The 25491-nt window shown below is 69.6% G+C and carries 21 protein-coding genes; 13 read left to right on the top strand and 8 right to left on the bottom strand.

The window, feature by feature from the left end:
* Positions 1–139 precede the first annotated feature (139 nt).
* Positions 140–478 carry an HGxxPAAW family protein gene (locus ACH34W_RS20850; protein WP_395962583.1) on the bottom strand — a complete coding sequence of 113 codons (339 nt, stop codon included), beginning with the start codon at positions 476–478 and terminating at the stop codon, positions 140–142.
* A 183-nt stretch (positions 479–661) separates the two neighbouring features.
* Here ACH34W_RS20850 and secA point away from each other — a divergent pair, with 183 nt between their 5' ends.
* Positions 662–3514, top strand: coding sequence for a preprotein translocase subunit SecA (gene secA, locus ACH34W_RS20855; protein ID WP_395962584.1), 2853 nt, complete (start codon positions 662–664; stop codon positions 3512–3514).
* A 58-nt stretch (positions 3515–3572) separates the two neighbouring features.
* Here secA and ACH34W_RS20860 read toward each other — a convergent pair whose 3' ends face one another.
* The 4 genes from ACH34W_RS20860 to ACH34W_RS20875 form a co-directional block, all read right to left on the bottom strand.
* Positions 3573–4085, bottom strand: a complete 513-nt coding sequence (locus tag ACH34W_RS20860) for an Rv3235 family protein (RefSeq protein WP_395962585.1) — start codon at positions 4083–4085, stop codon at positions 3573–3575.
* A 227-nt stretch (positions 4086–4312) separates the two neighbouring features.
* Complete coding sequence (locus ACH34W_RS20865) at positions 4313–5734, bottom strand: PTS transporter subunit EIIC (protein ID WP_395962586.1); 1422 nt, start codon at positions 5732–5734, stop codon at positions 4313–4315.
* 34 nt (positions 5735–5768) lie between these two features.
* A complete protein-coding gene (locus ACH34W_RS20870; protein WP_395962587.1) occupies positions 5769–6509 on the bottom strand; it encodes a GntR family transcriptional regulator in 741 nt (246 codons plus the stop codon).
* A 332-nt stretch (positions 6510–6841) separates the two neighbouring features.
* Positions 6842–8230 carry a PTS transporter subunit EIIC gene (locus tag ACH34W_RS20875; RefSeq protein WP_395962588.1) on the bottom strand — a complete coding sequence of 463 codons (1389 nt, stop codon included), beginning with the start codon at positions 8228–8230 and terminating at the stop codon, positions 6842–6844.
* A gap of 163 nt (positions 8231–8393) precedes the next feature.
* On the opposite strand from ACH34W_RS20875, the gene nagA reads away from it, so the two are divergent.
* From nagA to ptsP, 7 genes are all read left to right on the top strand, one after another.
* Entirely contained in the window at positions 8394–9548 is a 1155-nt protein-coding gene (gene nagA / locus ACH34W_RS20880) for an N-acetylglucosamine-6-phosphate deacetylase (protein ID WP_395962589.1), read from the top strand.
* An 8-nt stretch (positions 9549–9556) separates the two neighbouring features.
* Positions 9557–10600 carry an SIS domain-containing protein gene (locus ACH34W_RS20885; protein ID WP_395962590.1) on the top strand — a complete coding sequence of 348 codons (1044 nt, stop codon included), beginning with the start codon at positions 9557–9559 and terminating at the stop codon, positions 10598–10600.
* 123 nt (positions 10601–10723) lie between these two features.
* The gene (locus ACH34W_RS20890; RefSeq protein ID WP_395962724.1) at positions 10724–10960 is read left to right on the top strand and encodes a glucose PTS transporter subunit EIIB; all 237 of its coding nucleotides are present in this window, start codon (positions 10724–10726) and stop codon (positions 10958–10960) included.
* Positions 10961–10991: 31 nt separating this feature from the next.
* Positions 10992–11441, top strand: a complete 450-nt coding sequence (locus ACH34W_RS20895; RefSeq protein WP_395962591.1) for a PTS glucose transporter subunit IIA — start codon at positions 10992–10994, stop codon at positions 11439–11441.
* Entirely contained in the window at positions 11432–12124 is a 693-nt protein-coding gene (locus ACH34W_RS20900) for an HAD family hydrolase (protein WP_395962592.1), read from the top strand. Before ACH34W_RS20895 ends, ACH34W_RS20900 begins: the two co-directional genes overlap by 10 nt.
* A gap of 19 nt (positions 12125–12143) precedes the next feature.
* Positions 12144–12416 (top strand): HPr family phosphocarrier protein, encoded by a 273-nt coding sequence (locus ACH34W_RS20905; RefSeq protein ID WP_395962593.1) that lies wholly within the window; start codon positions 12144–12146, stop codon positions 12414–12416.
* Positions 12417–12652: 236 nt separating this feature from the next.
* Positions 12653–14350: a phosphoenolpyruvate--protein phosphotransferase gene (gene ptsP, locus ACH34W_RS20910; RefSeq protein WP_395962594.1), complete on the top strand. Its 1698-nt coding sequence runs from the start codon at positions 12653–12655 to the stop codon at positions 14348–14350.
* 170 nt (positions 14351–14520) lie between these two features.
* Here the strand turns inward: ptsP and ACH34W_RS20915 are convergent, their stop codons facing one another.
* The 3 genes from ACH34W_RS20915 to ACH34W_RS20925 all read right to left on the bottom strand — a co-directional run bounded on the left by ACH34W_RS20915 (position 14521) and on the right by ACH34W_RS20925 (position 20052).
* Positions 14521–16179, bottom strand: a complete 1659-nt coding sequence (locus ACH34W_RS20915; protein WP_395962595.1) for a glycoside hydrolase family 3 protein — start codon at positions 16177–16179, stop codon at positions 14521–14523.
* A gap of 76 nt (positions 16180–16255) precedes the next feature.
* Positions 16256–18535 (bottom strand): transglycosylase domain-containing protein, encoded by a 2280-nt coding sequence (locus ACH34W_RS20920; protein WP_395962596.1) that lies wholly within the window; start codon positions 18533–18535, stop codon positions 16256–16258.
* 380 nt (positions 18536–18915) lie between these two features.
* Positions 18916–20052, bottom strand: coding sequence for an N-acetylglucosamine kinase (locus ACH34W_RS20925; protein WP_395962597.1), 1137 nt, complete (start codon positions 20050–20052; stop codon positions 18916–18918).
* 61 nt (positions 20053–20113) lie between these two features.
* On the opposite strand from ACH34W_RS20925, the gene ACH34W_RS20930 reads away from it, so the two are divergent.
* From ACH34W_RS20930 to pruA, 5 genes are all read left to right on the top strand, one after another.
* A complete protein-coding gene (locus tag ACH34W_RS20930) occupies positions 20114–21076 on the top strand; it encodes a MurR/RpiR family transcriptional regulator (protein WP_395962598.1) in 963 nt (320 codons plus the stop codon).
* On the top strand, positions 21073–21969 hold the full coding sequence (locus ACH34W_RS20935) for an N-acetylmuramic acid 6-phosphate etherase (protein ID WP_395962599.1): 897 nt from the start codon (positions 21073–21075) through the stop codon (positions 21967–21969). Before ACH34W_RS20930 ends, ACH34W_RS20935 begins: the two co-directional genes overlap by 4 nt.
* A 279-nt stretch (positions 21970–22248) precedes the next feature.
* Positions 22249–22884, top strand: coding sequence for an HAD family hydrolase (locus ACH34W_RS20940; protein ID WP_395962600.1), 636 nt, complete (start codon positions 22249–22251; stop codon positions 22882–22884).
* Between the two features lie 102 nt (positions 22885–22986).
* On the top strand, positions 22987–23496 hold the full coding sequence (locus ACH34W_RS20945; protein ID WP_395962601.1) for a DUF6912 family protein: 510 nt from the start codon (positions 22987–22989) through the stop codon (positions 23494–23496).
* Between the two features lie 157 nt (positions 23497–23653).
* A complete protein-coding gene (gene pruA, locus ACH34W_RS20950; protein WP_395962603.1) occupies positions 23654–25282 on the top strand; it encodes an L-glutamate gamma-semialdehyde dehydrogenase in 1629 nt (542 codons plus the stop codon).
* Positions 25283–25491: the final 209 nt, after the last annotated feature.

Below are 25491 nucleotides of genomic sequence, written 5' to 3' on the forward strand. Positions count from 1 at the left end.
GCCACCACCTGCCCCGCCGCCCGGCCGTGCCACCGCGTGATCGGAGGTTGAGTGGGTGGGGATGCGAAAGCCCGTCTTGCGCTGGTGGCAAGACGGGCTGGCGGGGCTGTTTTAGCCGCGTGGAGTCTGGCGGGGCTGCTCAGCCATGTGGGGTTTGGTGCGGGTCGGTGGCCTTGGGCTTGTCCAGCGTTTCGCCGGCCAGGCCGCCGCGGCGCTTTTCTGTACGGGTGCCGAAGAGGGAATAGTCCACGATCTCGGGGATGACACGCGGGGCGTCGACGACCACGTCGGAGAAGATGTGGACGGCGCCCATCACCACGCTGCCGATCACCACGATCGCGACGCCGATCCAGAACACGATCCAGTTGGGGCCTATGGTCAGGGCCACCCCGCCGACCACGAAGCCTATGAAGACGACCGTGACGGCGACCCATGAGCTGGGTCTGCCGGCGTGCGATCCAAGCGACTCATCAGACATCTGGCGCCTCCCCTCAAATGCACGTCTAGATCTTCCGCGTGACGGGCCGGTCAAACAGAATGCGGCCTGGATTGCGTCGCCGCGTGAGCTAGACCATCCTTGGACTCGCCTACGATGGCATCGTACGTGTGGTGTGCGTGCCGCTGGTCGCGGTGAACCACGATCTGCAAGGAGCCTCCGAGAGTGCCGCCAGTCATCGATAAGATCCTTCGCGCGGGCGAAGGCAAGACCCTGCGCAAGCTCAAGAAGCTCGCGGATCAGGTCAACTCGATCGAGGAAGACTTCCTCGAGATGAGCGACGCCGAGTTGCGCGAGCTGACTGACAAATACCGGGAGCGTATCGCCGAGGGCGAGACCCTGGACGAGCTGTTGCCCGAGGCGTTCGCGACGGCGCGTGAAGCCGCCAAGCGGGTGCTCGGCCAGCGCCACTATGACGTTCAGGTCATGGGTGGAGCCGCGCTGCATCTGGGCAATATCGCAGAAATGAAGACCGGTGAGGGCAAGACCCTCACCTGTGTGCTCCCCGCCTATCTGAACGCGCTGTCCGGCGACGGCGTCCATGTGGTCACGGTGAACGACTACCTGGCCAAGCGTGACGCCGAGTGGATGGGGCGCATTCACCAGTTCCTGGGGCTCGAGGTCGGTGTCATCGTCCCGCAGATGACGCCGGAAGAGCGACGTGCCGCGTACAACGCCGACATCACCTATGGGACCAACAACGAGTTCGGTTTCGACTACCTGCGCGACAACATGGCGTGGAGCCTGGAGGAGTGCGTCCAGCGCGGCCACAACTTCGCCGTCGTCGACGAGGTCGACTCGATCCTCATTGACGAGGCCCGGACGCCGCTGATCATCTCCGGCCCGGCCGAGCAGAACTCCAAGTGGTTCGGCGAGTTCTCCAAGATCACCCCGCGCCTCAAGCGCGCCGAGCTGGTCAGCACCGCCGGGCAGGTCGACGAGTACGGCCCCGGCGACTACGAGGTGAACGAGAAGAAGCGCACCGTCGGCATCACCGAGTCCGGTGTCGAGAAGGTCGAGGACTGGCTCGGCATCGACAACCTCTACGCGCCGGAGAACACGCCGCTCGTCTCGTTCCTCAACAACGCGCTCAAGGCCAAGGAGCTCTACAAGAAGGACAAGGACTACGTCGTCATGAACGGCGAGGTCCTGATCGTCGACGAGTTCACCGGCCGGATCCTGCACGGGCGCCGCTACAACGAGGGCATGCACCAGGCCATCGAGGCCAAGGAAGGCGTGGCGATCAAGGACGAGAACCAGACTCTCGCCACGATCACCCTCCAGAACTACTTCCGCCTCTACTCCAAGCTGTCCGGCATGACCGGTACGGCCGACACCGAGGCGGCGGAGTTCAACAAGACCTACAAGGTCAACGTCGTGCCGATCCCGACGAACAAGCCGATGATCCGCGAGGACGTCGCCGACGTCGTCTACAAGACCGAGCAGGCCAAGTTCGAGGCCTGCGTCGAGGACATCGCCGAGCGTCACGAGAAGGGCCAGCCGGTCCTGGTCGGCACCACCTCGGTCGAGAAGTCCGAGCGGCTGAGCAAGATGCTCAAGCGGCGCGGCATCCCGCACCAGGTGCTGAACGCCAAGCACCACGAGCACGAGTCGGCGATCGTCGCCGAGGCGGGCCGCAAGGGCGCCGTCACCGTCGCCACCAACATGGCCGGTCGAGGCACCGACATCATGCTCGGCGGCAACCCCGACTTCCGGGCCGACCTGGAGCTGCACCAGCGCGGGCTCAGCCCGCTGGACACGCCCGACGAGTACGAGGCCGCGTGGCCCGAGGCCCTCGACAAGGCCAAGGACGACGTCAAGGGCGAGCACGAGGAGGTCGTCGACGCCGGCGGGCTCTACGTGCTGGGCACCGAGCGGCACGAGTCGCGCCGCATCGACAACCAGCTGCGCGGCCGGTCCGGCCGTCAGGGTGACCCGGGCGAGTCCCGCTTCTACCTGTCCCTTGAGGACGACCTGATGCGGCTGTTCAACTCCGCCCGCGTTGAGTCGATCATGACGCGCCTCAACATCCCGGACGACGTGCCGATCGAGTCCAAGATCGTCTCGAACGCCATCAAGTCGGCGCAGAGCCAGGTCGAGCAGCAGAACTTCGAGATGCGCAAGAACGTCTTGAAGTACGACGAGGTGCTCAACCGCCAGCGCACGGTCATCTACGGCGAGCGCCGCCAGGTGCTCGAGGGCGCCGACCTGCACGAGAACGTCCGCCGGATGCTCACCGAGGTGGTGGACGGCTACGTCGCGGGTGCCACTGGCGAAGGCTTCGCCGAAGAGTGGGACCTCGACAAGCTGTGGAAGGCGTTCAAGCAGCTCTACCCGATCTCCATCACGGTCGACGAGCTGGCCGAAGAGGTCGGCGGCGACATCTCCGGCCTGGACGCCGAGACGCTGGCCGAGCGCATCCGCGAGGACGCCAACGCCGCGTACGACAAGCGCGAAGAGGAGCTCGGCGCCGAGGTCACGCGCGAACTCGAGCGCCGCGTCGTCCTCTCCGTGCTCGACCGCAAGTGGCGCGAGCACCTCTACGAGATGGACTACCTCCAGGAGGGCATCGGCCTGCGGGCCATGGCGCAGCGCGACCCGCTGGTCGAGTACCAGCGCGAGGGCTTCGACATGTTCAGGGCGATGCTCGACGGCATCAAGGAGGAGTCGGTCGGCTACCTCTTCAACCTCGAGGTCGAGGTCGAGGACCAGCCCGCGGCTCCCACCGTCGGTGCCGCGCCGGTCGAGGTCTCCAAGACCGCCGAGCCCACCGACGACGTCGAGGTGGACGACGTCCCCGAGGACGAAGCGCCGCACATCAAGGCGAAGGGGCTCGACGCGCCCAAGCGTCCGTCCAAGCTGGACTACTCCGGTCCCACCGTCGACGGTGAGGGCGGCGTGGAGCACCACAGGGAAGAGTCCGAGGACGAATACGCCGGCGTCTCGCGCAACGACCCGTGCCCCTGCGGTTCGGGCAAGAAGTTCAAGCGCTGCCACGGCGACCCGCGCAACAAGTAACAAGTAACGCACGCTGAAGCGGCCTCCCGGTTTCGAACCGGGAGGCCGCTTCGCTGTTTCACGGGAACGCGTGTGCCCGCGTTCTCCCGCCGTCCCTGTCGGTGGTCTCGACGGTGACGCAGCGCCAGCGTTCCCGCCGGTGTTCGAGCCGCAGCGCCAGCGCCCGCACGCGCCCGCCGATGACGACGACCGCTCCCGCCTCGACCGCGTCCGGTGCGGGTTGTTGCAGCCACGACGTCAGGATCCGCGGCGGAACGATCCGTACCCCGGCCGCCACCGGAGCCCGATGCGCGGCGATCGCGAGGCAGACCTCAGGCAGCGCGCGCCGGGCGAGCTGCCGAACCGGACGCGTCCCGGCCAGCACCTCGGCGACCAGCTGTAACGTCGCCTCGGCGGTATGGCGAAGCTCCGGCGGCCCCGGCGCCCGAGCCATCTCGCGTACGCCATCAGGCCGAAGAGCAAGCGCTCCGTCGAACGCGTAGCCGCTCTCCGTGACCGGGATGGCCCGGTCACGGACGTCGGGGGTACGGATGTTACGTACGTCCGGGGTACGGATGTATCGCCTCGGCATGCTGCAGACCTCCTGTCGTTCGGCGTCGACAACAAGAGCCCCACCGGTCCGCGCGAATACACCGTGGCCACCTACGGTCACCGCAGTAACAGAAAGCCCAGCGGATTCCGGAAAAGACACAGCGGCGGGGCGTCGGATCGTGACGCCCCGCCGCTGCGGGGTGAGTCGTCCCTGGGAGTCAAGAGAGGACTCGGAGTGGGGCCTGTGGGCTGGAGGTCCCGGATGTGTTACGTGGCCGGCTTATCGGCCGCGGTTTCGGCGCCGTCGCGTCGCGATCGGCTCTTCTTCTCGCCGGCGGCGAGCTCGGGGTCGGCGGCCGGGTCTGCGGCCACCGAGTCCTCGCCCTCGGGCTCGCGGCCCGGGGTGGCGAGGTTGAACTTCTTGATCATGAACGTGAAGAGCGCGTAGTAGATGACCGCGTAGATCAGGCCCATGATGATCAACCCGAACAGGTTCTTCGTGTTGTCCTTGCCCCCGTTGATCACCATGTCGATGAAGCCCGCGGAGAAGCTGAAGCCCAGCTTCATGCCGAGGAGATCAGCGATGGCCATGGAGATGCCGGTCAGGATCGCGTGGATGCCGAAGAGCACCGGGGCGATGAAGATGAACGCGAACTCGATCGGCTCGGTGATGCCGGTGACGAACGCGGTCAGCGCGGCGGAGAGCATGAGGCCGCCGACGGCCGGACGGCGGTGCGCCGGGGCGGCGCGCCAGATGGCGATCGCGGCGGCGGGCAGACCGAACATCAGGACGGGGAAGTATCCGGTCATGGACCAGCCCGCGCCGTCCGCGCCCTGCAGGTAGCAGTTGAGGTCGCCGCTGTAGCTCTTGCCGCCGACGGTGCAGTCGGGGATCTGGAACCACACCACGTTGTTGGGAATGTGATGCAGACCGAGCGGCAAGAGCAGACGGTTGATGACGCCGTACACGCCCGCGCCGATCTCACTGTGGTCGGCCATCCACTCGCCGCCGTTGCTGATCCACTTGCCGAGGACCGGCCAGATCCACCCGAAGAGCAGGCCGAGCAGCAGCGCGGCGAACGAGGTGATGATCGGCACGAACCGGCGCCCACCGAAGAACGCCAGCCACGTGGGCAGCTTGATCCGATAGAAGCGCTGGTAGAGCAGCGCGGTCACGATGCCGATGACGATTCCGCCCAGTGCCCGGGTCGGGTTGGCGGCGGCCAGGTCCACGGCGACCTTCGGCGTGCCCGGGTTGTCCGGGTCGAACAACGACTTGGTGATCCGCGGGAACACCAGCTTGTCGTCGGCGAAGGTGTGGAAGAACATCGTCATGCTGACGTAGTGGAAGACCAGGTAGCCGACCACGGCGGCCAGCCCGGTCGAGCCGTCGGACTTCTTCGCGAAGCCGACCGCCACACCCACCGCGAACAGCAGCGGCAGCCAATCGAAGAGCGCACCGCCCGCGGCGGCGAAGATCTCAGCGACCCGGTCGGCTCCGGAGAAGCTGATCCACGGGTCCTTGGTCTCGTCGACGCCGATGACGTCGGGCTGGCCGAGACGCAGCAGCAGGCCCGCCGCCGGCAGCACGGCGATCGGCAGCATGAGGCTGCGGCCGATCCGCTGCAGGACAGCGAGTGTCTTGGAGCTGCCGCCGGGCACGGTGCCCACGGCGGTTGTCGAACTCATCAGGGGTTCCTCCTCGTTTTACCGGGGGGCCGCGCTAGGAGCGCGTCGGGGGATTTCCGAGGGCCGTGTGGACCTGGTAGCGGTCGGCCCGGTAGGTCGACACGCCCAGTTCCGCGCAGACGCCCCCGGTGTAGGAGCGCCGCTGAAGAAGCAGCACGGCGCTGCCCCTGGGGATGTGTAGTTGCTTGGCCTCCGTCGCGTCGGCGACCGCGGCGTCTATGGTCTGGTCTCCGGCGTCGAAGACCAGCCCGTACACCGCCTCGAGCACGCCGTAGAGGGAACGATCCGCAAGACGCCGGTCGAGCAGATCGGGGGCGAAGGAGGCGAGGATGTGTGACCGTTCCAACGCCATCGGCTCGCCGTCGGCGGTCCGGAGACGTTCGATCACATGGATGGCGGTACCGGCCTCGACCTCGAAGAGCCGGGCCAGCCGTGCGTCGGCCGCGACGGTGCGCCGGGCCAGATCGATCGCGCCCGGCCGCAGGCCGCGGCTGAGCATGTCCTCGGTGAACGAGACGAGCCGCAGCGGCATCTCGATCTTGGGCCGGGCGACGAACGTGCCCTTGCCCGGCACTCGGTAGAGACGTCCCTCGGTCACCAGCTGGTCGACACCCTGGCGCACGGTCATCCGGGACAGGCCGTACTCCGCGCACAGCTCCCGCTCCGACGGGATCGGTGCGTCGACGGGCAGTTCCGCCGTCTCGATCAGATCGAGCAGGATGGCTCGGAGCTGGAAGTACTTGGGTACGGGACTGTGTGGATCGATCGCTGTCACGGGAGTCCTCGTGGGCCGGGGAGTCCGGTCGGTAGCACTGGTCAAGGTCAGGTCAGTACTGGTCTAGGCCGGACTAGACCACACAAAATTAACGTCTGTCAATGCACAGATGAATAACGGCCGGATTACGTCACTGCCAGCAAACTCGCAGGTCAGGCCGCTGGAAGATCAACAACGGGGGATCTGCGAAGTACCTCGGCCCCTGCACGCTCCGCCTCCCTCCGAGTAGTGCTTCCCAAGGTCAGCTCGTAGACCAGTGCCGAACTCAGCCCGCGACCAACGCTCGGGCGTTCGCGCGCGGAACCTGTTGTGCGCTTGCTTGGCAGGCTCGGCTAGTCGGGGGGCTGGCGGGGTGGTCTTGACTTCTTTGGTTCGGCTGCGGGTGTGTCGGTGGGTTGGTCGATCAGGCCGCCCAGGGTGCCGTCGGCGGCTCCGCCTTCTTCGCGTTCACGGCCGGGGGTGGGCAGGTTGAACCTCGTGATCGCAAAGTAGAAGATCGCGAAGTAGAGGCAGAAATAGATCACGCCCAGGCCGACGATGGCCCAGAGATGCCGGGTGTTGCTCTTCGTCGAGTTCAGCAGCAGGTCGATCAGGCCCGCGGAGAACGAGAAGCCGAGCTGGGCGTCGATCGCGGCCAGCAGGAACATCGAGACGCCGGTCAGCAACACGTGGAGGACGTAGAGCAGGGGTGCCACGAACATGAACGAGAACTCGATCGGCTCGGTCACGCCGCACACGAACGCCGTCAGGCCTGCCGACACCATGAGGCCGCCCACCGCGCTCCGCTTGTGCTTCGGCGCGGCCGCCCAGATGGCCGCCGCCGCTCCGGGCAGGCCGAACATCAGGACCGGGAAGAACCCCGCCAGGAAGGTGCCCGCGTCCGGGTCGCCGGCCAGGTAGCGGTTGATCTCACCGTGCGAGAGCACCCCGTCGGGCGCCCTGTACGTCCCGAACGTGAACCACACGAGCGTGTTGAGGATGTGGTGCAGTCCGAACGGCAGCAGCAGGCGGTTGGCCATGCCGTAGACCCCGGCGCCCGCCGCGCCCAGCCCGGTGATCCAGCCGCCGAAGTCGTCGATCCATCCGCCCAGCGTCGGCCAGATGAGACCGAAGACCACCCCGAGCACCATCGCGGCCGCCGCGCTGATGATGGGCACGAAGCGGCGGCCGCCGAAGAACGCCAGCCACGTCGGCAGCTTGATCCTGTAATAGCGCTGGTAGAGCAGGGCGACCATGATGCCGACCACGATCCCGCCCAGCACCTGAGTGGGGTTCTTGGCGCCGTAGTTGATCGTCTCCGTTGCCGTGCCGTCCTGCATCACCGTCTGGACGACGTTGGCTTTCAGCGTCTCGGTGTGCGCGAACATCACCTTGGTCACCCGGTCGAAGACCAGGTAGGCGACGATCGCCGACAGCCCCGTGGAGCCGTCGGCCTTCCTGGCGAAGCCGATCGCGACACCGACCGCGAAGAGCATCGCCAGGTTGTCGAACAGGGCGCCACCGGCGGCCGCGAAGACCTCGGCGATGCGCGACCAGCCGAGGCCGTCCTTGCCGAGCAGATCGTCCTGGCCGAGACGGAGCAGGATGCCGGCCGCGGGCAGCACGGCGATCGGCAGCATCAGGCTCCGGCCGATGCGCTGCAGGACCGCGAACGTGGCTGACCAGGCGCCATGCGCCCCGCCGCCGGCCGTGCCGCCGGCCATGGCAGCCGTTGAGCTCATGAGCGGATGACCTCCCCCGAGTGGGCCCGACCACATGAAGTTCGGCCCGACGTCTTCGCTCTAACGGATGTGTGGAGTATGGTTCGTACTGGTCTAGTCCGGACTAGACCAGTTAAAACATGACAGCAGAGAGCGGCTCAAGCGTCACGGAGAGTGCGCACCCATGGCATCACTTCTGATCACCGCGAACAGCTTGATCACATCCCCCGTCGATGGTGGTCCTACCCGCGTACTCTCTCCGGGATTCGTCCGCATCGAGAACGGGGTGATCACCGAGGTCGGTGAAGGGCGGCCGGTGACGGCCCCTGACCTGGACCTTCGTGACGGCGTGCTCGCCCCCGGGCTGGTCGATCTTCAGGTCAACGGGTTCTTCGGGCACGACATGGCCGACGCCGGCGAGGACGGCTGGCACACCGTCGTACGCCGCCTCCCCGAGACCGGCGTGACCGCGTTCCTCCCCACGTTCATCACGGCCCCGGTCGACGTCCAGGCCAAGGCTCTGCGGCATGCCAAGGAGCTGCTGCCGGGCCTGCCCGCGACCGGCGCCAAGGTCCTCGGCGTCCACCTCGAGGGCCCGTTCCTCTCCGAGAAGCGCAAGGGTGCGCACAACGCCGGCTTCCTCACTGACCCGATCCCCGAGGCGATCGCGACGCTGCTGGAGACCGGCCTCGTCAAGCTGGTGACGCTGGCCCCCGAACGCAACGGCGCGCCCGCGGCGATCGAGACCCTGAGCCGCCACGGTGTGCTGGTCAGCGTCGGCCACAGCGACGCCACCGCTGAGCAGGTCGAACGTGCCGCCGACGCGGGCGCGCGCATGGTCACCCACATCTTCAACGCCCAGAGCGGTATCAATCACCGCGATCCCGGCGTCGCCGTGCAGGCGCTCATCGACCACCGGCTGCATCCCGGCCTCATCGTCGACCTGCACCATGTCGCCCCTGCGGTGTGCAAGCTGGTGTTCCAGGCCGCGCCCGGCCGGGTCGTGCTCGTCACCGACGCCGCCGCGGCCGCCGGGATGCCGCCCGGCACCTACGAGCTGGGCGGCGAACCCATCGAGATGCCCGAGTCCGGCCCGCCGCTGCGCGCCGACGGCACGATCGCCGGTTCCGGCCTGCGCCTGGACGAGGCGGTCGGGAACGCGGTGCGGATCGGCATCGACCTGGTCACCGCCGTGGACGCCGCCACCCGCGTCCCGGCAGACCTCATCGAACGTACGGACCTCGGCCGCATCGCTCCTGGCGCAGCCGCCGATCTGGTCTGGCTCGGAGACGACCTCCGGGCGCGTACGACCTGGATCAACGGGCAGAAAGCCTGCTGAGGGGGATCATGAGCACCAGCCGAATGCGGGCCGAGATCGGTGAGCAGCCCGAGGCGCTGCGCCGCACTCTCGACGCCCTGCTGCCGCGGACAGCCGACATCGCACAGCTCGCGCGCGAGACGCGCCAGGTGTTGTTCATCGCGCGCGGTTCGTCCGACAACGCCGCCGTGTACGGGCGGTACCTGGTCGAGTCGCACACCGGGCGCCTCGCCACGCTGGCCGCTCCGTCCATCGCGACCACCTACAAGCGCAAGCTCGATCTGTCCGGCGTGCTCGCCGTGGCGATCAGCCAGTCCGGCAAGACGGAGGAGATCGTCGAGACCCTGGACTGGGCCGCCGCCGGCGGTGCCCGGACCGTGGCGATCACCAACGGCTCCGGGTCGCCGCTCGCGGAGATCGCCGAGGTCGCGCTGCTGACCCAGGCGGGCGACGAGCTCGCGGTGCCGGCCACCAAGACCTACACCACCCAGCTGGCCGCCTTGTCGATCCTGGGTCTCGGGCTGGGCGCCGACGTCGAGCTGGACGACCTGCGCGCGGTGCCGGACGAGGTCCAGCGGATCATCGCGATCACCGAGTCCGCCCCGGCGCTGCCTGAGATCGTCGAGGAGCTCGCCCAGGTGCCGGGCGCCGTGGTGTCCGGCCGCGGCATCGCGTTCGGCACCGCGCTGGAGCTGGCCCTCAAGATCAAGGAGGCGTGCTACCTGCACGCCATGGGCCTCTCGTACGCCGACCTGCTGCACGGCCCGATCGCGGTCGTGGACGACCAGACGCCCGCCCTGCTGGTCGCCGCCGAGGAGGGCCCGACCCTGTCCGGCACCGTCGCGCTGGCCCGCCGCGTCACGACCGCCGGGTCGCGCGCATACGGAATCGGCGGCGGCACGGGACTCGCCGATGCGTCCTCGCTCGCCCTGCCCGGCCCCGCGCTGGCCGAGTGGGTCGCGCCGCTCGGCCTGATCGTGCCCGGCCAGATCCTCGTCGAGAACCTGGCCCGCCGGCTCGGCATCGACCCCGACGTGCCACGCGGGCTCAACAAGGTCACCCAGACCGACTGATCCCGACCGCCACACTCCACCGCACAGCGACCTTTCACACCCCACTGCACAATGACCGGCACCCCCCGGGCATAGTGACCGCCGAACCCCACCGCACACAGCACTGACCGAAGGCAGGAACTGATCATGGACAAGGCCGAGGCCATCATCGCGGCGCTGGGCGGCGCCGACAACATCGAAGACATCGAGCCCTGCGCCACCCGGCTGCGCACCGAGGTCTCGGATCCCAGCAAGGTCAACGAGGCCGCGCTGAAGGCCGCCGGCGCGTTCGGCGTCATGCGCAGCGGCAGCGTCGTCCAAGTGGTCGTGGGCCCGGAGGCCGACACCATCGCCAGCGACATCGAGGACATTCTCGACTGATGCCCGGCAGGGCAGGACAAGGAGTGTTCTCATGACGCGAGTTCTGGCGCCCGTGAGCGGGCGCGTCGTCGGGCTTGCCGGCGTGCCGGACCCGGTGTTCGCCCAGGCCATGGTGGGCCCGGGCACCGCGGTCGATCCCGAGCGTGCGCCCGGGAGGGCGCTCGCCCCGGTCACCGGCACGATCGTCAAGATGCACCCGCACGCCTTCGTGGTCGTCGACGGCGAGGGCCACGGCGTGCTGGTGCACCTGGGCATCGACACCGTCCAGCTCAAGGGCGAGGGCTTCGAGCTCCTGGCCGCCGAGGGCGACGCGGTGACCGCCGGTCAGCCGGTCGTCGGCTGGGACCCCGCCGCGATCGAGGCGGGCGGGCGCTCGCCGATCTGCGCGGTGGTGGCACTGGACGCGAACGCGGACGCGCTGTCCGACGTGGTCGAGTCCGGTGAGGTCGACAAGGGGGCAGAGCTCTTCACATGGAGTTGAGGGCCGCCGATTCCGCCGACCCCGGCCGTACGGATCTGAAGGCAGCCGTCTTCGACCTCGACGGGACGCTGATCGACACCGAGCCGCGCAACCGCGAGATGTGGGCGCGGATGTTCGCGGCGAACGGCATCGCCCACGACGAGGCACTGATCGCCTCGTTCGCCGGGCGGCGGGGCCGGGAGGTGCTCGCCGAGCTGCTGCACCTGTTCCCGGGGCGCACCGTCGAGGATCTGTTCCACGAGGTGATCTCGTACGAGACGGGACCGGACATGCCGCCGGTCCAGCCGGTGCCGGGTGCGGTCGAGCTCGTCCGGGCGCTGCACGCCGGGGGCGTTCCCCTGGCGGTGGTGACCTCGGGAGTACGGCCGTACGCGGAGGGCCTGCTGGACGAGCTCGGCATCAAGAGTTTGCTGGACGTGCTGGTCACGGCAGACGACGTGGCCAACGGGAAACCCGACCCCGAGGGTTTCCTGGCGGCCTGCGACGCCCTCGATGTGGCGCCGCGGGACGCGCTCGGGTTCGAGGACGCTCCCGCCGGGGTGGCCGCGGTGAAGGCCGCGGGTATGTCCTGCGTGGGAGTCACCACCACCCAGCCCGCGGTCGCGCTGGCCGCGGCCGACCGGGTGGTGGCGGACATGACCGAAGTCGATCTCCGTGCCTGGGGTCTCCCGGGCACGGGGTGAATGATGAGGAGTTGTTTCAGTGACACAGCGTAATGTCAAGATCGAATCCAAGGTGGGTCTCCACGCCCGTCCCGCCGCGATGTTCGTCCAGACCGCGGCCAGGGCCGTCGGCGAGGTCACGGTGGCCAAGCACGGCGGCGATCCGGTCAACGCCAAGAGCATCCTGTCGGTGCTCGGCCTGGACGCCCGCCACGGCGAGGAGATCGTCATCTCCGCCGAAGGCGACGGCGCCGACGCCCTCCTGGACGAGCTCCAATCCCTTCTTTCCGAGCCCGAGCCAGAGAAGGCCTGACCACACCTGAGCAGGCCTGACCTCCGTCTCAGGCCTGAGCCCCGCCCCAGGCCTGACCTCCGTCTCAGGCCTAAGCCACGTCCCAGGCCTGAGGCCACGCCCCAGCCCCCGTCCCCAGCCCCGGTCCCCAGCCCCGTCCCCGTCCCCGTCCCCGTCCCCGCCTGAGTAAGCCTGACCAGGCGACCAGGCCTGAGCTTCGTCCTGAACCTGAATTCGATCGCCGGAGGGTGCGCGAGATGAGTCCCAGCGTGTTGCGGGGAGCCGGGGTCAGCCCGGGTGTCGGTGTCGGGCCGGTACGCACGGTCGCAGGTGCCGTGCCCGAGCCCGAACAGGATTCTCGCCATGCGGGCGACGCGGCGGCGGAGACCGAGCGGGCGCTCGGCGCGCTCGCCGCCGTGGCCGCCGACCTGGAGGCGCGCGGTGTCCTCGCCGCCGACGCCGGCAACAAGGAGGGTCAGGACGTGCTCAACGCCCAGGCCCTGATGGCCCGCGACCCCGGCCTTGCCGACGGCGTCAAGGCCAAGGTCGGCGAGGGCGTCGGGGCCGCCCGCGCCGTCTTCGAGGCGTTCGGCGTCTACCGGGAGATGCTGGCCGGGGCCGGTGAGTACCTGGCCGCCCGGGTGACCGACCTCGACGACATCCGGGACCGTACGATCGCGCGCCTGCTGGATCTCCCGATGCCGGGCGTACCGGAGTCGGCAGAGCCGTTCGTCCTCGTCGCCCGGGACCTGGCACCCGCCGACACCGCCGTGCTCGATCCCCGGCTGGTCGTCGCGTTCGTCACCGAGGAGGGCGGCCCGACCAGCCACACGGCGATCATCGCCCGCACGATGGGCGTCCCCGCCGTGGTCGCCCTGCCCGGTGCCACCGGCCTCGCCGACGGCACCCGCGTCCTCGTGGACGGAGCCGCAGGCACCGTCCAGGTCGACCCGACCGAGACCGAGGTCGCTGCCGCACTGGCTGCGGCGGCGGCCCAAGCGGCGGCGCTCGGCACGTCCACTGCTCCGGGCGCCACCAAGGACGGCCACCGGATCCCGCTGCTGGCCAACATCGGCGGACCCAAAGACGTTGAGGCCGCCCTGGTCAACGGCGCCGAGGGCGTGGGCCTCTACCGGACGGAGTTCCTCTTCCTCGACCGTTCGACACCGCCGACCGACGACGAGCAGGAAGAGGCTTATCGCAAGGTCCTCGAAGCGTTCCCGGACGGCCGCGTGGTCGTGCGCACGCTCGACGCCGGTGCCGACAAGCCCCTGGCCTTCCTCCCCCCGCCCGGCGAGGAGCCCAACCCGGCCCTCGGCGAACGCGGTCTGCGCATGATGCGCCACCACCCCGGCTTCCAGGCGGCCCAGCTCGGCGCCCTCGCCCGGGCCGCCGCAGGCCAGTCCGCCAAGCTGGAGGTCATGGCGCCGATGGTGACCGGCGCGGACGAGGCGGCCTACTTCGCCGAGGTGTGCCGCGCCGCCGGGATCGACCATCCCGGCATCATGATCGAGGTGCCGGCCGCCGCGCTGCGCGCCCGTGACCTGGCGCCCGAGGTGGAGTTCTTCAGCCTCGGCACCAATGACCTCACGCAGTACGCCTGCGCCGCCGACCGCCAGATCGGCAGCCTCTCGCATCTGCAGGACCCTTGGCAGCCGGCCGTGCTCGACCTGATCGCGATCACCGCCGAGGCCGCCGCCGAGGCGGGCAAGAGCTGCGGCGTCTGTGGCGAAGCCGGGGGAGACCCGGCCCTGGCCTGCGTGCTCACGGGCCTGGGCGTCACGTCGCTCTCGATGGGCGCCCCGTCCCTGCCGCTCGTACGAGCCGCCCTCGCCCGGCACACCCTGGCCGAATGCCGCCTGGCCGCCGAGGCCGCACGCGCGGCCCGTACCGCCGAAGCCGCCCGCACCGCCGCCCGGATTCACCTGCCCGCCTTGGCAGAGCTGGGCCTTTAATCCGAACTGGGCCTTGATTGGAATTGGGCCCTTAAAGCTGAGCAGCGGTGAGGCGCCCCTGCGAAGGCAGCCTCACCGCCGCCACCTAGGATGCCGCACCGCCGTACACCTACTGTCGAGTTCGCTGAAGACAGCGGCAAAGGACGCAGAGGGAATGGCACGTCCAGCGCTCAGTAGGTCAGGCCGGTGCCTGGAGGCTTGCCGGCGGCGGGGACCGGGAGCTTGCCGGTCGGTTTGATCGTGCCTGCCAGGGCCTTGGCGAGGGCGTTGAGGGCGGGCGAGCCGGAGGAGTAGGTGGCCAGGGCCGCCTTGGCCTGGCCGGCCTTGTCCAGATCGTACGGGCGGCCGAGCGCGGCGACGATCACCGGCTTGGAAGCGAGGGCACGGACCCGTGCGGCGGTGCCGGCGGCGCCCGAGTCGAGGGTCGTGAGAACGGCGGCGTCGGCCGAGTTGACCGAGCCGACGGTGCGGACGCCCTCGCGGCGCAGGGCGGTGGCCAGGACGCCGCTCTGGGGGCCCGACACGTAGACGGGCCTGCGCTTGAGCGGCAGCACTCCGCCCTCGTTCCGGACGAGCGTGACCGCGTGCTCGGCGACCTGCCGGACCGTTGCTTTGTTGCCCTTGGAGCCGACGACCTGGTCAGCGCGGCCCGGGTCGACACGGGTGCCGCGGAACAGGCCGCGCCGTTCCTTGAGCTGCACGATGCGTGACACCGCCTCGTCCAGGCGCCGCTCGGAGATCCTTCCGTCGCGCACGGCCTTCAGCACCGCGTCGTAGGCGCGCGGCAGGCTCGGTGGCATGAGGAGCTGGTCGGCGCCCGCGTTGATGGCCCGTACGGGGACCACCGAGTCGCCGTACTTCTTGCGCGCGCCCGCCATCAGGAGGGAATCGGTGACGATGACGCCCTTGTAGCCAAGGGAGTCGCGGAGCAGCCCGGTCAGGACCTTGCGTGACAGCGTCGAAGGGTCGCCGGATCCGTCCAGCTTCGGCACCACGATGTGCGCGGACATGATGGCGTCCACGTTGGCGGCGACCGCGGCCTTGAACGGCGGCGCGTCCAGCCGCTCCCATTCCGCGCGCGAGTGTTTGATGACCGGCAGGCCGGTGTGGCTGTCGGTGTCGGTGTCGCCGTGCCCGGGGAAGTGCTTGGCGGTCGCGGCGACCCCCGCCGCCTGGTAACCCGCGATGGCGGCCCCCAGCATCTGCGACACCAGTGCCGGATCCGAGCCGAAGGACCGTACGCCGATCACCGGATTGGCCGGGTTGACGTTGACGTCGGCCACCGGCGCGTAGTTCTGGTTGATCCCGACCGCGCGCAGCTCGGTGCCGGTGACCTGGGCGGCCGCCCGGGCGTCGGCGGGGCGGCGGGTCGCGCCGAGCGCCATGTTGCCGGGGAACGAGGTGATGAACGGGGTGCGCGAGACGATGCCCTGTTCCTCGTCCACGCCGAGCAGCAGCGGGACTTTGGAGGACTTCTGCAGGGCGTTGGACTGCGCCGCGGTCTGCGCCGGGGTGCGCATGTTGCCGGGGAAGTAGATGAGCCCGCCGACCTTGTAGCGCTTGATCATCGACTGTGCGGCGGCCTGGCTGGAGAACGTCGGCACGAAGAGCTGGCCGACCTTCTCGGCGAGGCTCATGTCGGCGACGAAGCGGGGGATCCAGGAGATCTGAGGGCGGGCGGGAGCCGTCGTCCCGCCCTTCGCCCCGCCTGTCGCACGGTCGCCGCCCGGCGAGCCCTCCTTGGCGGGGTCGCCGCCGCAGCCTGCGGCGAGCGGCACGGCAAGGGCCGCTGCGGCCATCGCGATGGCGGATGAACGTGGAGCTCGCACTGGACCAGGCTCCCCGACGTGGTCGCTCGTCACGGTCTGCTGACTCGTTACGGTCTTGTGATCTGACCTGGCGACGTTAGCCGTTCGGTAGCGACCTGTCGACTCGCGGCGGTGTTGAAGGACTGGGCGGCGTGGTCGCGCGACCGGACGGCGGTGTTCCACGGCCAAGCGGCGATGTTCCACGGCCAACCGCTGCCTTCCGGCAGGTGGGCACATTGCGGTTGGCGGGCAGGCTGCACCATTGCGCGAATTCGGGGTCGCCGGGCGACGGCTGCGCCCAGTTCTTGACCTGACCGGTGAAGAGCGGCTCGGCGAACGGCTCGTACGTCAGATCGCGGCCCGCTTTGGCCATGAACGCGCGCCAGATCGTCGCCGGAGTGGTCTCCCCGGAGACCTTGCCGCGCTGCTTGTGCAGGCCCTCCAGCGGTTTGCCCTTGGTGTCGGTCATCATCACGGCGGTCGACAGCCGCGGGACGAAACCGACGAACCAGGCGGCGCGGTTGCGGTCGGTGGTGCCCGTCTTGCCCGCCGCCTCGTGCTCGGTGAGCGCCGCACGGCGTCCGGTGCCCTTCTGGACGGTCTGGCGGAGCGCGTAGGTCACCTGAGCCGCCTGTTCCGTGGTCAGGACCCGGCGTCCGGGGCGGCGCCAGGGCAGCGGGATCTCCCGGCCCCACGCGTCGACGATCTTCGTGATGACATGGGGCCGGACGGCGAGGCCGCCGTTGGCGAACGCCGCGTACCCGGCCGCCTGGTCCGCGGCCGGGATGGTGGCGGTGCCCAGCGTGATGCCGGCCTGGTTCTTGAACGGCGCGAGCGCTGCCGCCGGGACGCCGAGATCGGTGGCCGTCCGCGTGACGTTGTCCAGTCCGGCCGCGAAGCCCAGCTTGACGTAGCCGGTGTTGACCGATTGCGCGGTCGCCTCAACGAGGTCGATCGGGCCGAGCGAGCCGATCTTCTCGTCGTTGTCCACCAGATAGCCGGGAGCGGTCATCGGGGTCAGCTGCCCGTCCGGCGCGAACTTCTGCGGGGAGGCGCCGCTCACGATCGACCGGACGCTGTATCCGCGTCGCAGTGCCGCGGCCAGCACATAGGGCTTGAATGTGGAGCCCGCCTGCGCCACCGGGTTGAAGACGCTGTCGTACTGACTGCGCTTCGGATCGCCGCCGTAGAACGCCTTCACGGCACCGTCCCGCGGATCCACCGCGATCAGCCCGGCCCGGACGGTGCCGGGCCAGCGGGGCTCCCCGGCGGCCCGCATCGCCTGCTCCGCGTACCGCATCCAGCGCTGGTCGAGGCTCGTGTAGATCTTCAGGCGCCCGTTCACCACGCTCTGGAGCGGCACGTTGAGCTCGCGCAGCTCGTCCAGGACCCGCTGCTGGACGAGCAGGGTCTGACCGGAGACGCTCACGCCCCGCCATTCGTCACGGGTCTGCGGGAATCGCTCACGGTCGGCCTGGGCGCGGCTCAGCTTGCCCATCGTCACCATGCCGTTGATCACGTACTGCCATCTGGCCCGCAGGGCACGCGCGGGCGCGCCGTCGCCCTGGGTGTGGAAGTACGCGGGGCGCTGGATCATGGCGGCGAGCAGGGCGCCCTCGGCCACGGTCAGCTGCTGGACGTCCTTGTCGAAGTACGCCCGCGCCGCGGCCTGCACCCCGGAGGTCTGGCGGCCGAAGAAGACGGTGTTGAGGTAGAGGGTGAGGATCTCGTCCTTGCTCCGGTGCTCGTCCAGCTTGAGCGCGATGAAGATCTCCCGGACCTTCCGGTCGACGGTCCGCTCGTCGCTGAGTCCCTTGAAGTAGTTGCGCGCCAGCTGCTGGGTGATCGTCGATCCGCCCTCCGCCGCGCCACCCGACGCGCCCTTCAGAAAGCCCCGGGCCATTCCCATGGGCGAGACGCCGTGGCCCTTGTAGAACCCGCGGTCCTCGGCTGCGAGCACCGCCCACTGCACATGCGGCGGGATCTGGTTGAGCCGGACGACCTCGCGGTTGGCGCCGAGGCGGAACGCGGGGGTGCGGCCATCGGCGTAATAGACCGCCGAGCCTTCGTCCGTCACCCCGTCCTTGGGCTCTGTCGGCAGCGGCGTCCGCATGTACGCGACGACGACCGTGCCGATCAGCACGAGACAGAAGGCGAGGCAGGCGGAAAGGAAGCCGCGTATGCCGCGCAGCATCCTCGGCCGTCCGGCCCAGAGCGCGGCCGGACGGCGGAAGGCCCGGCTGAGAATTCGGCGGGGGGCCCTGCGAGAGCCTCGGCGGGAGATCAGGGAAATGCGGCGGCGGGAGATCTGGGGAAGGCGCAGGAGGAACGAGTGGGTGGGCACCAGGCGATGGCGGGACGGCGTTCGGCGACGCATGCAGCCTCATTCGACGTGGGTGTACGGAATCGGCCGTCACCCGGGTGTCTGGGGCGCGTCGCGGTCCTCACGGCATGACGGAGGACACACTGGGGCCCGCCGCGAACAAGGGTCGCGGAAGAGACTGGCCGGGTGACGCTGCGGAGTAACGCAGCCAAAATCGGTACATGCCACGTCTGTGGCCGGTGGTACCACCGGGGCCGGATCCGCGAAGGCGCATCGGCCCGGCGGAGTTCGCTCCACCGTTGATCACAACTTAATCACGGCGGAGCGGAAATTTCAGCGTCATGCGGAAATTGGTGATCTTGAGCACATGACGTGCCGGAACGGTGGCACCTGTCGCGGACCCATGGCGGACCCGCCGCAGACCTATGGCGTGCCTACGGCAGAGCGTGGCCAAGGCGGCGCAGGGCCAGGGCGGCGGCGCCGACGGCACCGTCGCCGGCCCGCCGTGGATCGGCGGCGAACCGGTCGCGCAGCCCGTCGCGGACGGCCTCGGCCACCGGGCCGTCGCGCAGCACCGAGCCGTGCATGACGACCGGGGCGTACGGATCGGCCAGCGCGGGCCGGACCGCGTCGACGTCGCGCAGCAACCACTGGGCGGCCTCCTCGGTGATCCGCCGGGCCACCGGATCACCCGCGGCCGCGGCGGCCGCGACGACCGGGCCGAGACGGCCCAGCGCGGCGGGCGGGCGGCCGTACACCTCCTTGATGATCGCCTGGGCGAGCTGCGGGTTCGGCGTCGCCTGGGCGGGCGGCGGGAGATCGTGCTCCGGATCGAGTGTCACCGCCACCGCCCCGGGTGGGGCGGGTCTGGGGACGGTCGCCGGAGTGCTCCTGGGTGCGGGTCTGGAAGCGAGAGCGGGTGCGCCGGCCAGCGCCAGGGGCCGTTCGTGCCGTGACCGCGGACGACTGGAGTTGATCTCCGTGGCGACGGCCGCGCCGAGCAGCGCGCGAGGCACCGACTCGGTGAGCAGGGTCGGTGACCCCCGTCCGTCGTAGGCCGCCAGAGCGGCCCGGACCGCCTCCCGGCCCAGCCACACGGCCGAGCCCTCGTCGCCGACCAGCCAGCCGTAGCCGTCGGCGCGCTGCACGATCGCGCCGTCGCTGATCACCGCGGCCCCGGCACCGGTACCGGAGAACACCACGATGCCCTTCGGTGCGCTGGTGCCGGCGGCGAAGGCCACCGCGATGTCGGTCACGACGGCGGGCGAGCCGCGCAGCCCGACGGCCTGCCAGGCGCGCCGCGCCGCGCTGACGGCGGCGGGGCGGCCGGCCGACCCGGCCCCGGCGATCCCGAAGACGCCGGCGAGGATGTGAGAACGATCCAGGTCACCAAGCGCCGTCTGGAGAGCGGTGGTGAGCGCACCCGCGGTATCGCCGCCGGAGTTGGGGTTGGCTCCAGGACCGGTTCCGGAACCGGCCAGAGCGCCCCCGAGCGTTAGTACGACACAGCGGGTCTTCGTGCCACCCGCGTCTATGCCGATCACGTAAGGACCGGCCAAATGGGTCAACACATGGCGACCGTAGCCCTTTCTACCGTTGACGTGACATCCGACAAGTAAGAAAATTTCTTCCATGAGGAAACCCACCGGCTCAGAGCCAGGGGGCATAGGGGAGACCAGAGCATCCGGGGTCGACGCGGCCGTCAAGGAGACGACGCCGCTGAGCACCGTTGTCAGGGTGCGTTCACTGCTTCCATCGCTTCCCCCAGCAGAGCGCCGCGTCGCGCAACGCGTCATCGACGACCCCGAAGGGGTCGCCAACTCCACCATCACCGAACTCGCCCAAACCTGTGGCACCTCAGAGACCACTGTCATCAGGTTCTGCCGGGCGATCGGGTTTCATGGATACCCAGAGCTGCGGTTGACCCTGGCGACGGAGGCGGGGAGGGCACAGAGCGCCTCCGGCGGCCGGGTCATCGGCAGCGACATCAGTCCTGACGACTCTCTCGAACAGATCGTGGAGAAGGTGACCTTCGCCGACGCCCGGGCCGTGGAGGAGACCGCAGCCCAGCTCGAGATCAAGGTGCTCGAGCAGGTCGTCGACGCGGTCGTGGGCGCGGAACGCGTCGACGTCTACGGCGTCGGTGCCAGCGCCTTCGTCGCCAAGGACTTCCAGCAGAAGATGCATCGCATCGGAAGAGTCTGCTACGCCTGGTCGGACGCCCACATCATGCTGACCAGCGCCGCGGTGCTGGGCAGCGGGGACGTCGCGATCGGGATCTCGCACACGGGCGCGACGGTGGAGACCATCGACGCGCTGGAGGTAGCCAAGAGCAAGGGGGTGACGACGGTAGCCCTGACCAATTTCCCCAAGTCCCCGATAGCCGAAGTAGCCGATCTGATTCTGACGACGGCGGCACGGGAGACCACGTTCCGATCGGGCGCGACCGCCAGCCGGCTGGCGCAGTTGACCGTGGTCGACTGCGTCTTCGTCGGGGTGGCGCAGCGGACGTTCGGGCAGACCCGCAAGGCCCTGGAGGCCACGTACGAGGCGGTCCGTGGGCGGACCGTGCGACCCGACCGGAGGCGTCGGTGATCGACTTGGAACTCCCCACAGAGGGGCGGAACCCACGGACCATTGACGTCGACACGCTGCCCACCCTCGAGGTGCTGCGCCGCATCAACACCGAGGACGCCACGGTCCACCTGGTGGTGGCGGCCGTGCTGCCAGAACTGGCACGGCTCGTGGACCTCGCGGTGGACTCCCTGCGGGCGGGTGGCAGAGTGCACTACTTCGGCGCCGGAACGTCCGGACGGCTGGCCGCGCTCGACGCGGCGGAGCTTCCCCCGACGTTCGGCATCTGGGGCCGGGTCGTCGCACACCACGCGGGCGGACCGCGCGCACTGTCCCAGGCGGTCTCGGAGGTCGAGGACGACCACGAGCAGGGCGCCCGGGACGCGGCCGAGATCCAGCCCGGCGATGTCGCCATCGGCATCGCCGCGAGCGGCCGCACCCCCTACGTCGTCGGCGCCCTGCGCGCCGCCACGGCCGCCGGGGCGCACACGGCGCTCATCAGCTGCAATCCCCTCACACCGTACGGCGACGAAGTCGACGTGCACATCGGGCTGGCCACCGGACCCGAGGTGATCAGCGGCTCCACCCGGATGAAGGCGGGCACCGCCACCAAACTGGTGCTGAACTCCTTCTCCACCACGCTGATGATCCGGCTGGGTAGGACCTACTCCAACCTGATGGTCAGTGTGAACGCGCTCAATGCCAAGCTCCGCGCCAGGCTGGTGCGCATTCTCACCGAGGCGACCGGACTGGACGCCCTCACCTGTGAGAACGCGCTCGCCGAGGCCGGGGGCGACACCCGTGTCGCCCTGGTCTCGCTCCTGGGCGAGGTCCCGGCCGCGCGCGCCACAGTCGCGTTGGAGGAGTCCCACGGAGGAGTACGAGAGGCGCTACAACGTCTGAGATCCGCGTAGTCCCGCCTGGTCAGCGCGCGCATCCGCGTGCCGGCTGAGGTGCTGCTGCGCGCTCCCTGATCCGCACCTTCCTCGATGATCCGAAACGTCCCCTCGACCCGAACGCTCCCGAATCCGAACGCTTCCGACCCGAGGTCCACATCCCGGTGATCATGTGATCGGCACCCCTCCGCCGATTGCATGATCAAACCGGGCGGGCACGACCGCAGGGCCAGTCTGGCAGAACGCCATTCGGTTAGACCGGCCGCGAACCCCTAGACACGCCCTAGTATCGGGCGCGTGACCGTCAAAGCTGTGATCACCGACTGGGGCGGGGTCCTGACCTCGCCGCTCAACGACGCCATCGCCACATGGCTGGCCGCCGACCAGATCGACGCCGACCACTACCGGACGGTGATGCGCGCCTGGGTCCGGCAGGCGTACGACGGGGAGGGCACCAACCCGATCCACGGCTTGGAGGACGGCACGCTCGACCCGGCCGAGTTCGAACGCCTGCTGGCGGCCGAGCTGCTCACCGTGGACGGCGGCCCGGTCATGGCGGAGGGCCTCATCGCCCGCATGTTCACCGCGTTCACACCGGTCGAGCCGATGTACGACGCGCTGCGCACTCTGCGCGCCGGTGGAATCCGCACCGCCCTGCTCTCCAACTCCTGGGGCAACGACTACCCGCGCGATCTCTTCGCGGACCTGTTCGACGTGGTCGTCATCTCCTGCGAGGTGGGGTTGCGCAAGCCCGACGAGGCGATCTTCCAGCACGCCGTCGACCTGCTGGGCCTGACGCCCGCCGACTGCGTCTTCATCGACGACATCGAGCACAACATCACCGCGGCCGAGGCCCTCGGCATGCGAGGCATCCTGCACACCGGCCCGGCGGAGACCCTGGCCGCCCTCCGCTGGCTGGGCCTGTCGGTCTGAGCTGCCCTCCGCGGGCTGGGCTTGTCCGTCTGACCTGCCCTCTGCGGACTGGCCTGTCGGTCTGACCGGGGGATCCCCGGTCTGGCAGACTGGCTGACCGTCATGCGCGTCTACCTGCCGTCCACCCTCGCCGAACTCGCCCGCCTCGTGGAGGCCCGCGAGGTCGGCCCCGCGCCGCTCGCCGCCTACGCGGTGACCCCCGCGCTCCGCGAGTGGTACGCCGGTGGCGACCTGGAGGAGCTGGAGTACGCGGCGATGACCGCCGCCGCCCGGGCGTCGCTGCGGCTGCTCGCGGGCGATCCGAAGCTGCCCGCCCGCCGGGTCGTCCTGGCCGCCGAGGTACCCGACCAGCAGGTCGAATGGGCCCGGGGCGACGCGTCCCTGGCGGACGATTCCCGCGCGCTGGTACGGGTGACCACTGCCGTTCCGTGGCAGAAGATCGCTTCCGGGCATGTGGACGATGCCGACGCCGAGGCCGACGTGCGCGCCGCCGCTACCGCCCTGGCCGCCGCCGACGCGGGTGACGACGACGCCCGGTTCACGGTCGACGGCGCCGAGGGCCATGAACTGATGTGGTACGCCACGCAGGAGCTGGGCGATCTGACCGCCTGATCGCCGGATCGGGTGGATTGGGCGATGTCTCATAAGGTGCTGATAGGCGCCGTCGTTCAACGGGTAGACCTCGGTCGTCAGGGCCGCGATGAGGCACCCGTCCCGTGCGGCGGTGCGTGCTTGTCGACAACGATGTCGGATTTCTGGGAGCCATCACATGGATGCCGTCACCAACGTGCCCGTACCGGTGAACGAGCCGGTCAAGGGCTATGCGCCGGGCAGCGGCGAGCGGGCCGCGCTCGAGTCCAAGATCAAGGAACTCGGGGGCGAGCAGATCGACCTGACCATGACGATCGGCGGCGAGCAGCGCCTCGGTGGCGGCGCGCCCGTCGACGTGGTGGAGCCGCACAACCGCCGCCATGTGCTCGGTCAGCTGAAGAACGCGACCGACGACGACGTGCGGGCCGCGATCGACGCCGCGCGCGAGGCCGCCCCCGGCTGGCGTGCGATGTCGTTCGACGACCGGGCCGCGATCCTGCTCAAGGCCGCCGAGCTGCTGTCGGGGCCGTGGCGGGCGACGCTGAACGCCGCGACCATCATGGGGCAGTCCAAGTCCGCGCAGCAGGCGGAGATCGACGCGGCCTGCGAGCTGATCGACTTCTGGCGCTTCAACGTGGACTACGCGCGGCAGCTCTACACCCAGCAGCCCAATTCCTCCCCGGGCGTGTGGAACCGGATGGAGTACCGCCCGCTCGAAGGCTTCGTGCTCGCGATCACCCCGTTCAACTTCACCGCCATCGCGGGCAACCTGCCCACGTCCGCCGCCCTGATGGGCAACGTCGTGGTCTGGAAGCCGTCGCCGACGCAGCAGTTCGCCGCGCACTTCACGATGCGGCTGCTGGAAGAGGCGGGCCTGCCGCCCGGCGTGATCAACCTGGTCACCGGTGACGGCCAGGCGGTGTCGAACGTGGCGTTGACGCACCCCGAGCTCGCCGGCATCCACTTCACCGGCAGCACCGGGACGTTCCAGCACCTCTGGCGGACCGTCGGCGAGAACATCTCGGGCTACAAGGGCTACCCGCGCCTCGTGGGTGAGACCGGCGGCAAGGACTTCATCGTGGCGCACCCGTCGGCCGACCTCGCGGTGCTCAAGACCGCGATGGTGCGCGGTGCGTTCGAGTACCAGGGCCAAAAGTGCTCGGCCGCCTCGCGCGCGTACGTGCCGCGGTCGATCTGGGAACGGATGCGCGACGACTTCTGCGACGAGGTCGAGGCGCTCACCATGGGCGACGTCGCCGGGGACCTGTCGGCGTTCATGGGCGCGGTCATCGACGAACGCGCGTTCGCCAAGCACACAGACGCGATCGAACGGGCCCAGGCCCTCGATTCGATCAAGATCCTGGCGGGCGGCGGCCTGGACGACTCCGAGGGCTGGTTCGTCCGCCCGACCGTGCTGGAGTCCGCCGACCCGGCCGACGACCTCTTCACCAAGGAGTACTTCGGTCCCATCCTCGGCGTGCACGTCTACGAGGACCGGGACTACGACACGATGCTCGACCAGATGGAGAGCATCGCCCACTACGCGCTCACCGGCGCAGTGATCGCACAAGACCGGGCCGCAGTGGCCGCCGCAGCCGAAAAGCTGCGCTTCGCGGCGGGCAACTTCTACATCAACGACAAGCCCACCGGCGCAGTCGTCGGCCAGCAGCCCTTCGGCGGCGCCCGTGCCAGCGGCACCAACGACAAGGCCGGTTCGATCTTCAACCTGATCCGCTGGGTCAACACCCGCTCGATCAAGGAGACCTTCGTCCCCCCGACCGACTACCGCTACCCCCACATGGGCTGACGCCGTACCCCCACATGGGCTGACGCCGTACCCCCACATGGGCTGACGCCGCGCCTGCCGTGGTCACCCGGTGACCACGGCACCGCAGCCACACCCGCACGCCGGCCTGCTTTGTGGCCGAGCTGTGGCCGGGGTCCGGGCCGGTCGGCTTGCGGGGAGTGGGGCTGAGGACCGACGATAAGCTCGCCCGCACCGGCGGGCGAGCCGCA

This window comes from Actinomadura sp. 6N118 (assembly GCF_044326415.1).
In the GTDB taxonomy this organism is placed as follows: Bacteria; Actinomycetota; Actinomycetes; order Streptosporangiales; family Streptosporangiaceae; genus Spirillospora.

Excerpts from the sequence above, each read along its gene's own strand:
- ACH34W_RS20850 (WP_395962583.1), bottom strand. The coding sequence starts at position 478 with ATGTCTGATGAGTCGCTTGGATCGCACGCCGGCAGACCCAGCTCATGG.
- ACH34W_RS20860 (WP_395962585.1), bottom strand. The coding sequence starts at position 4,085 with ATGCCGAGGCGATACATCCGTACCCCGGACGTACGTAACATCCGTACC.
- ACH34W_RS20865 (WP_395962586.1), bottom strand. The coding sequence starts at position 5,734 with ATGAGTTCGACAACCGCCGTGGGCACCGTGCCCGGCGGCAGCTCCAAG.
- ACH34W_RS20875 (WP_395962588.1), bottom strand. The coding sequence starts at position 8,230 with ATGAGCTCAACGGCTGCCATGGCCGGCGGCACGGCCGGCGGCGGGGCG.
- nagA (WP_395962589.1), top strand. The coding sequence starts at position 8,394 with ATGGCATCACTTCTGATCACCGCGAACAGCTTGATCACATCCCCCGTC.
- ACH34W_RS20885 (WP_395962590.1), top strand. The coding sequence starts at position 9,557 with ATGAGCACCAGCCGAATGCGGGCCGAGATCGGTGAGCAGCCCGAGGCG.
- ACH34W_RS20895 (WP_395962591.1), top strand. The coding sequence starts at position 10,992 with ATGACGCGAGTTCTGGCGCCCGTGAGCGGGCGCGTCGTCGGGCTTGCC.
- ACH34W_RS20900 (WP_395962592.1), top strand. The coding sequence starts at position 11,432 with ATGGAGTTGAGGGCCGCCGATTCCGCCGACCCCGGCCGTACGGATCTG.
- ptsP (WP_395962594.1), top strand. The coding sequence starts at position 12,653 with ATGAGTCCCAGCGTGTTGCGGGGAGCCGGGGTCAGCCCGGGTGTCGGT.
- ACH34W_RS20920 (WP_395962596.1), bottom strand. The coding sequence starts at position 18,535 with ATGCGTCGCCGAACGCCGTCCCGCCATCGCCTGGTGCCCACCCACTCG.
- ACH34W_RS20930 (WP_395962598.1), top strand. The coding sequence starts at position 20,114 with ATGAGGAAACCCACCGGCTCAGAGCCAGGGGGCATAGGGGAGACCAGA.
- ACH34W_RS20945 (WP_395962601.1), top strand. The coding sequence starts at position 22,987 with ATGCGCGTCTACCTGCCGTCCACCCTCGCCGAACTCGCCCGCCTCGTG.
- pruA (WP_395962603.1), top strand. The coding sequence starts at position 23,654 with ATGGATGCCGTCACCAACGTGCCCGTACCGGTGAACGAGCCGGTCAAG.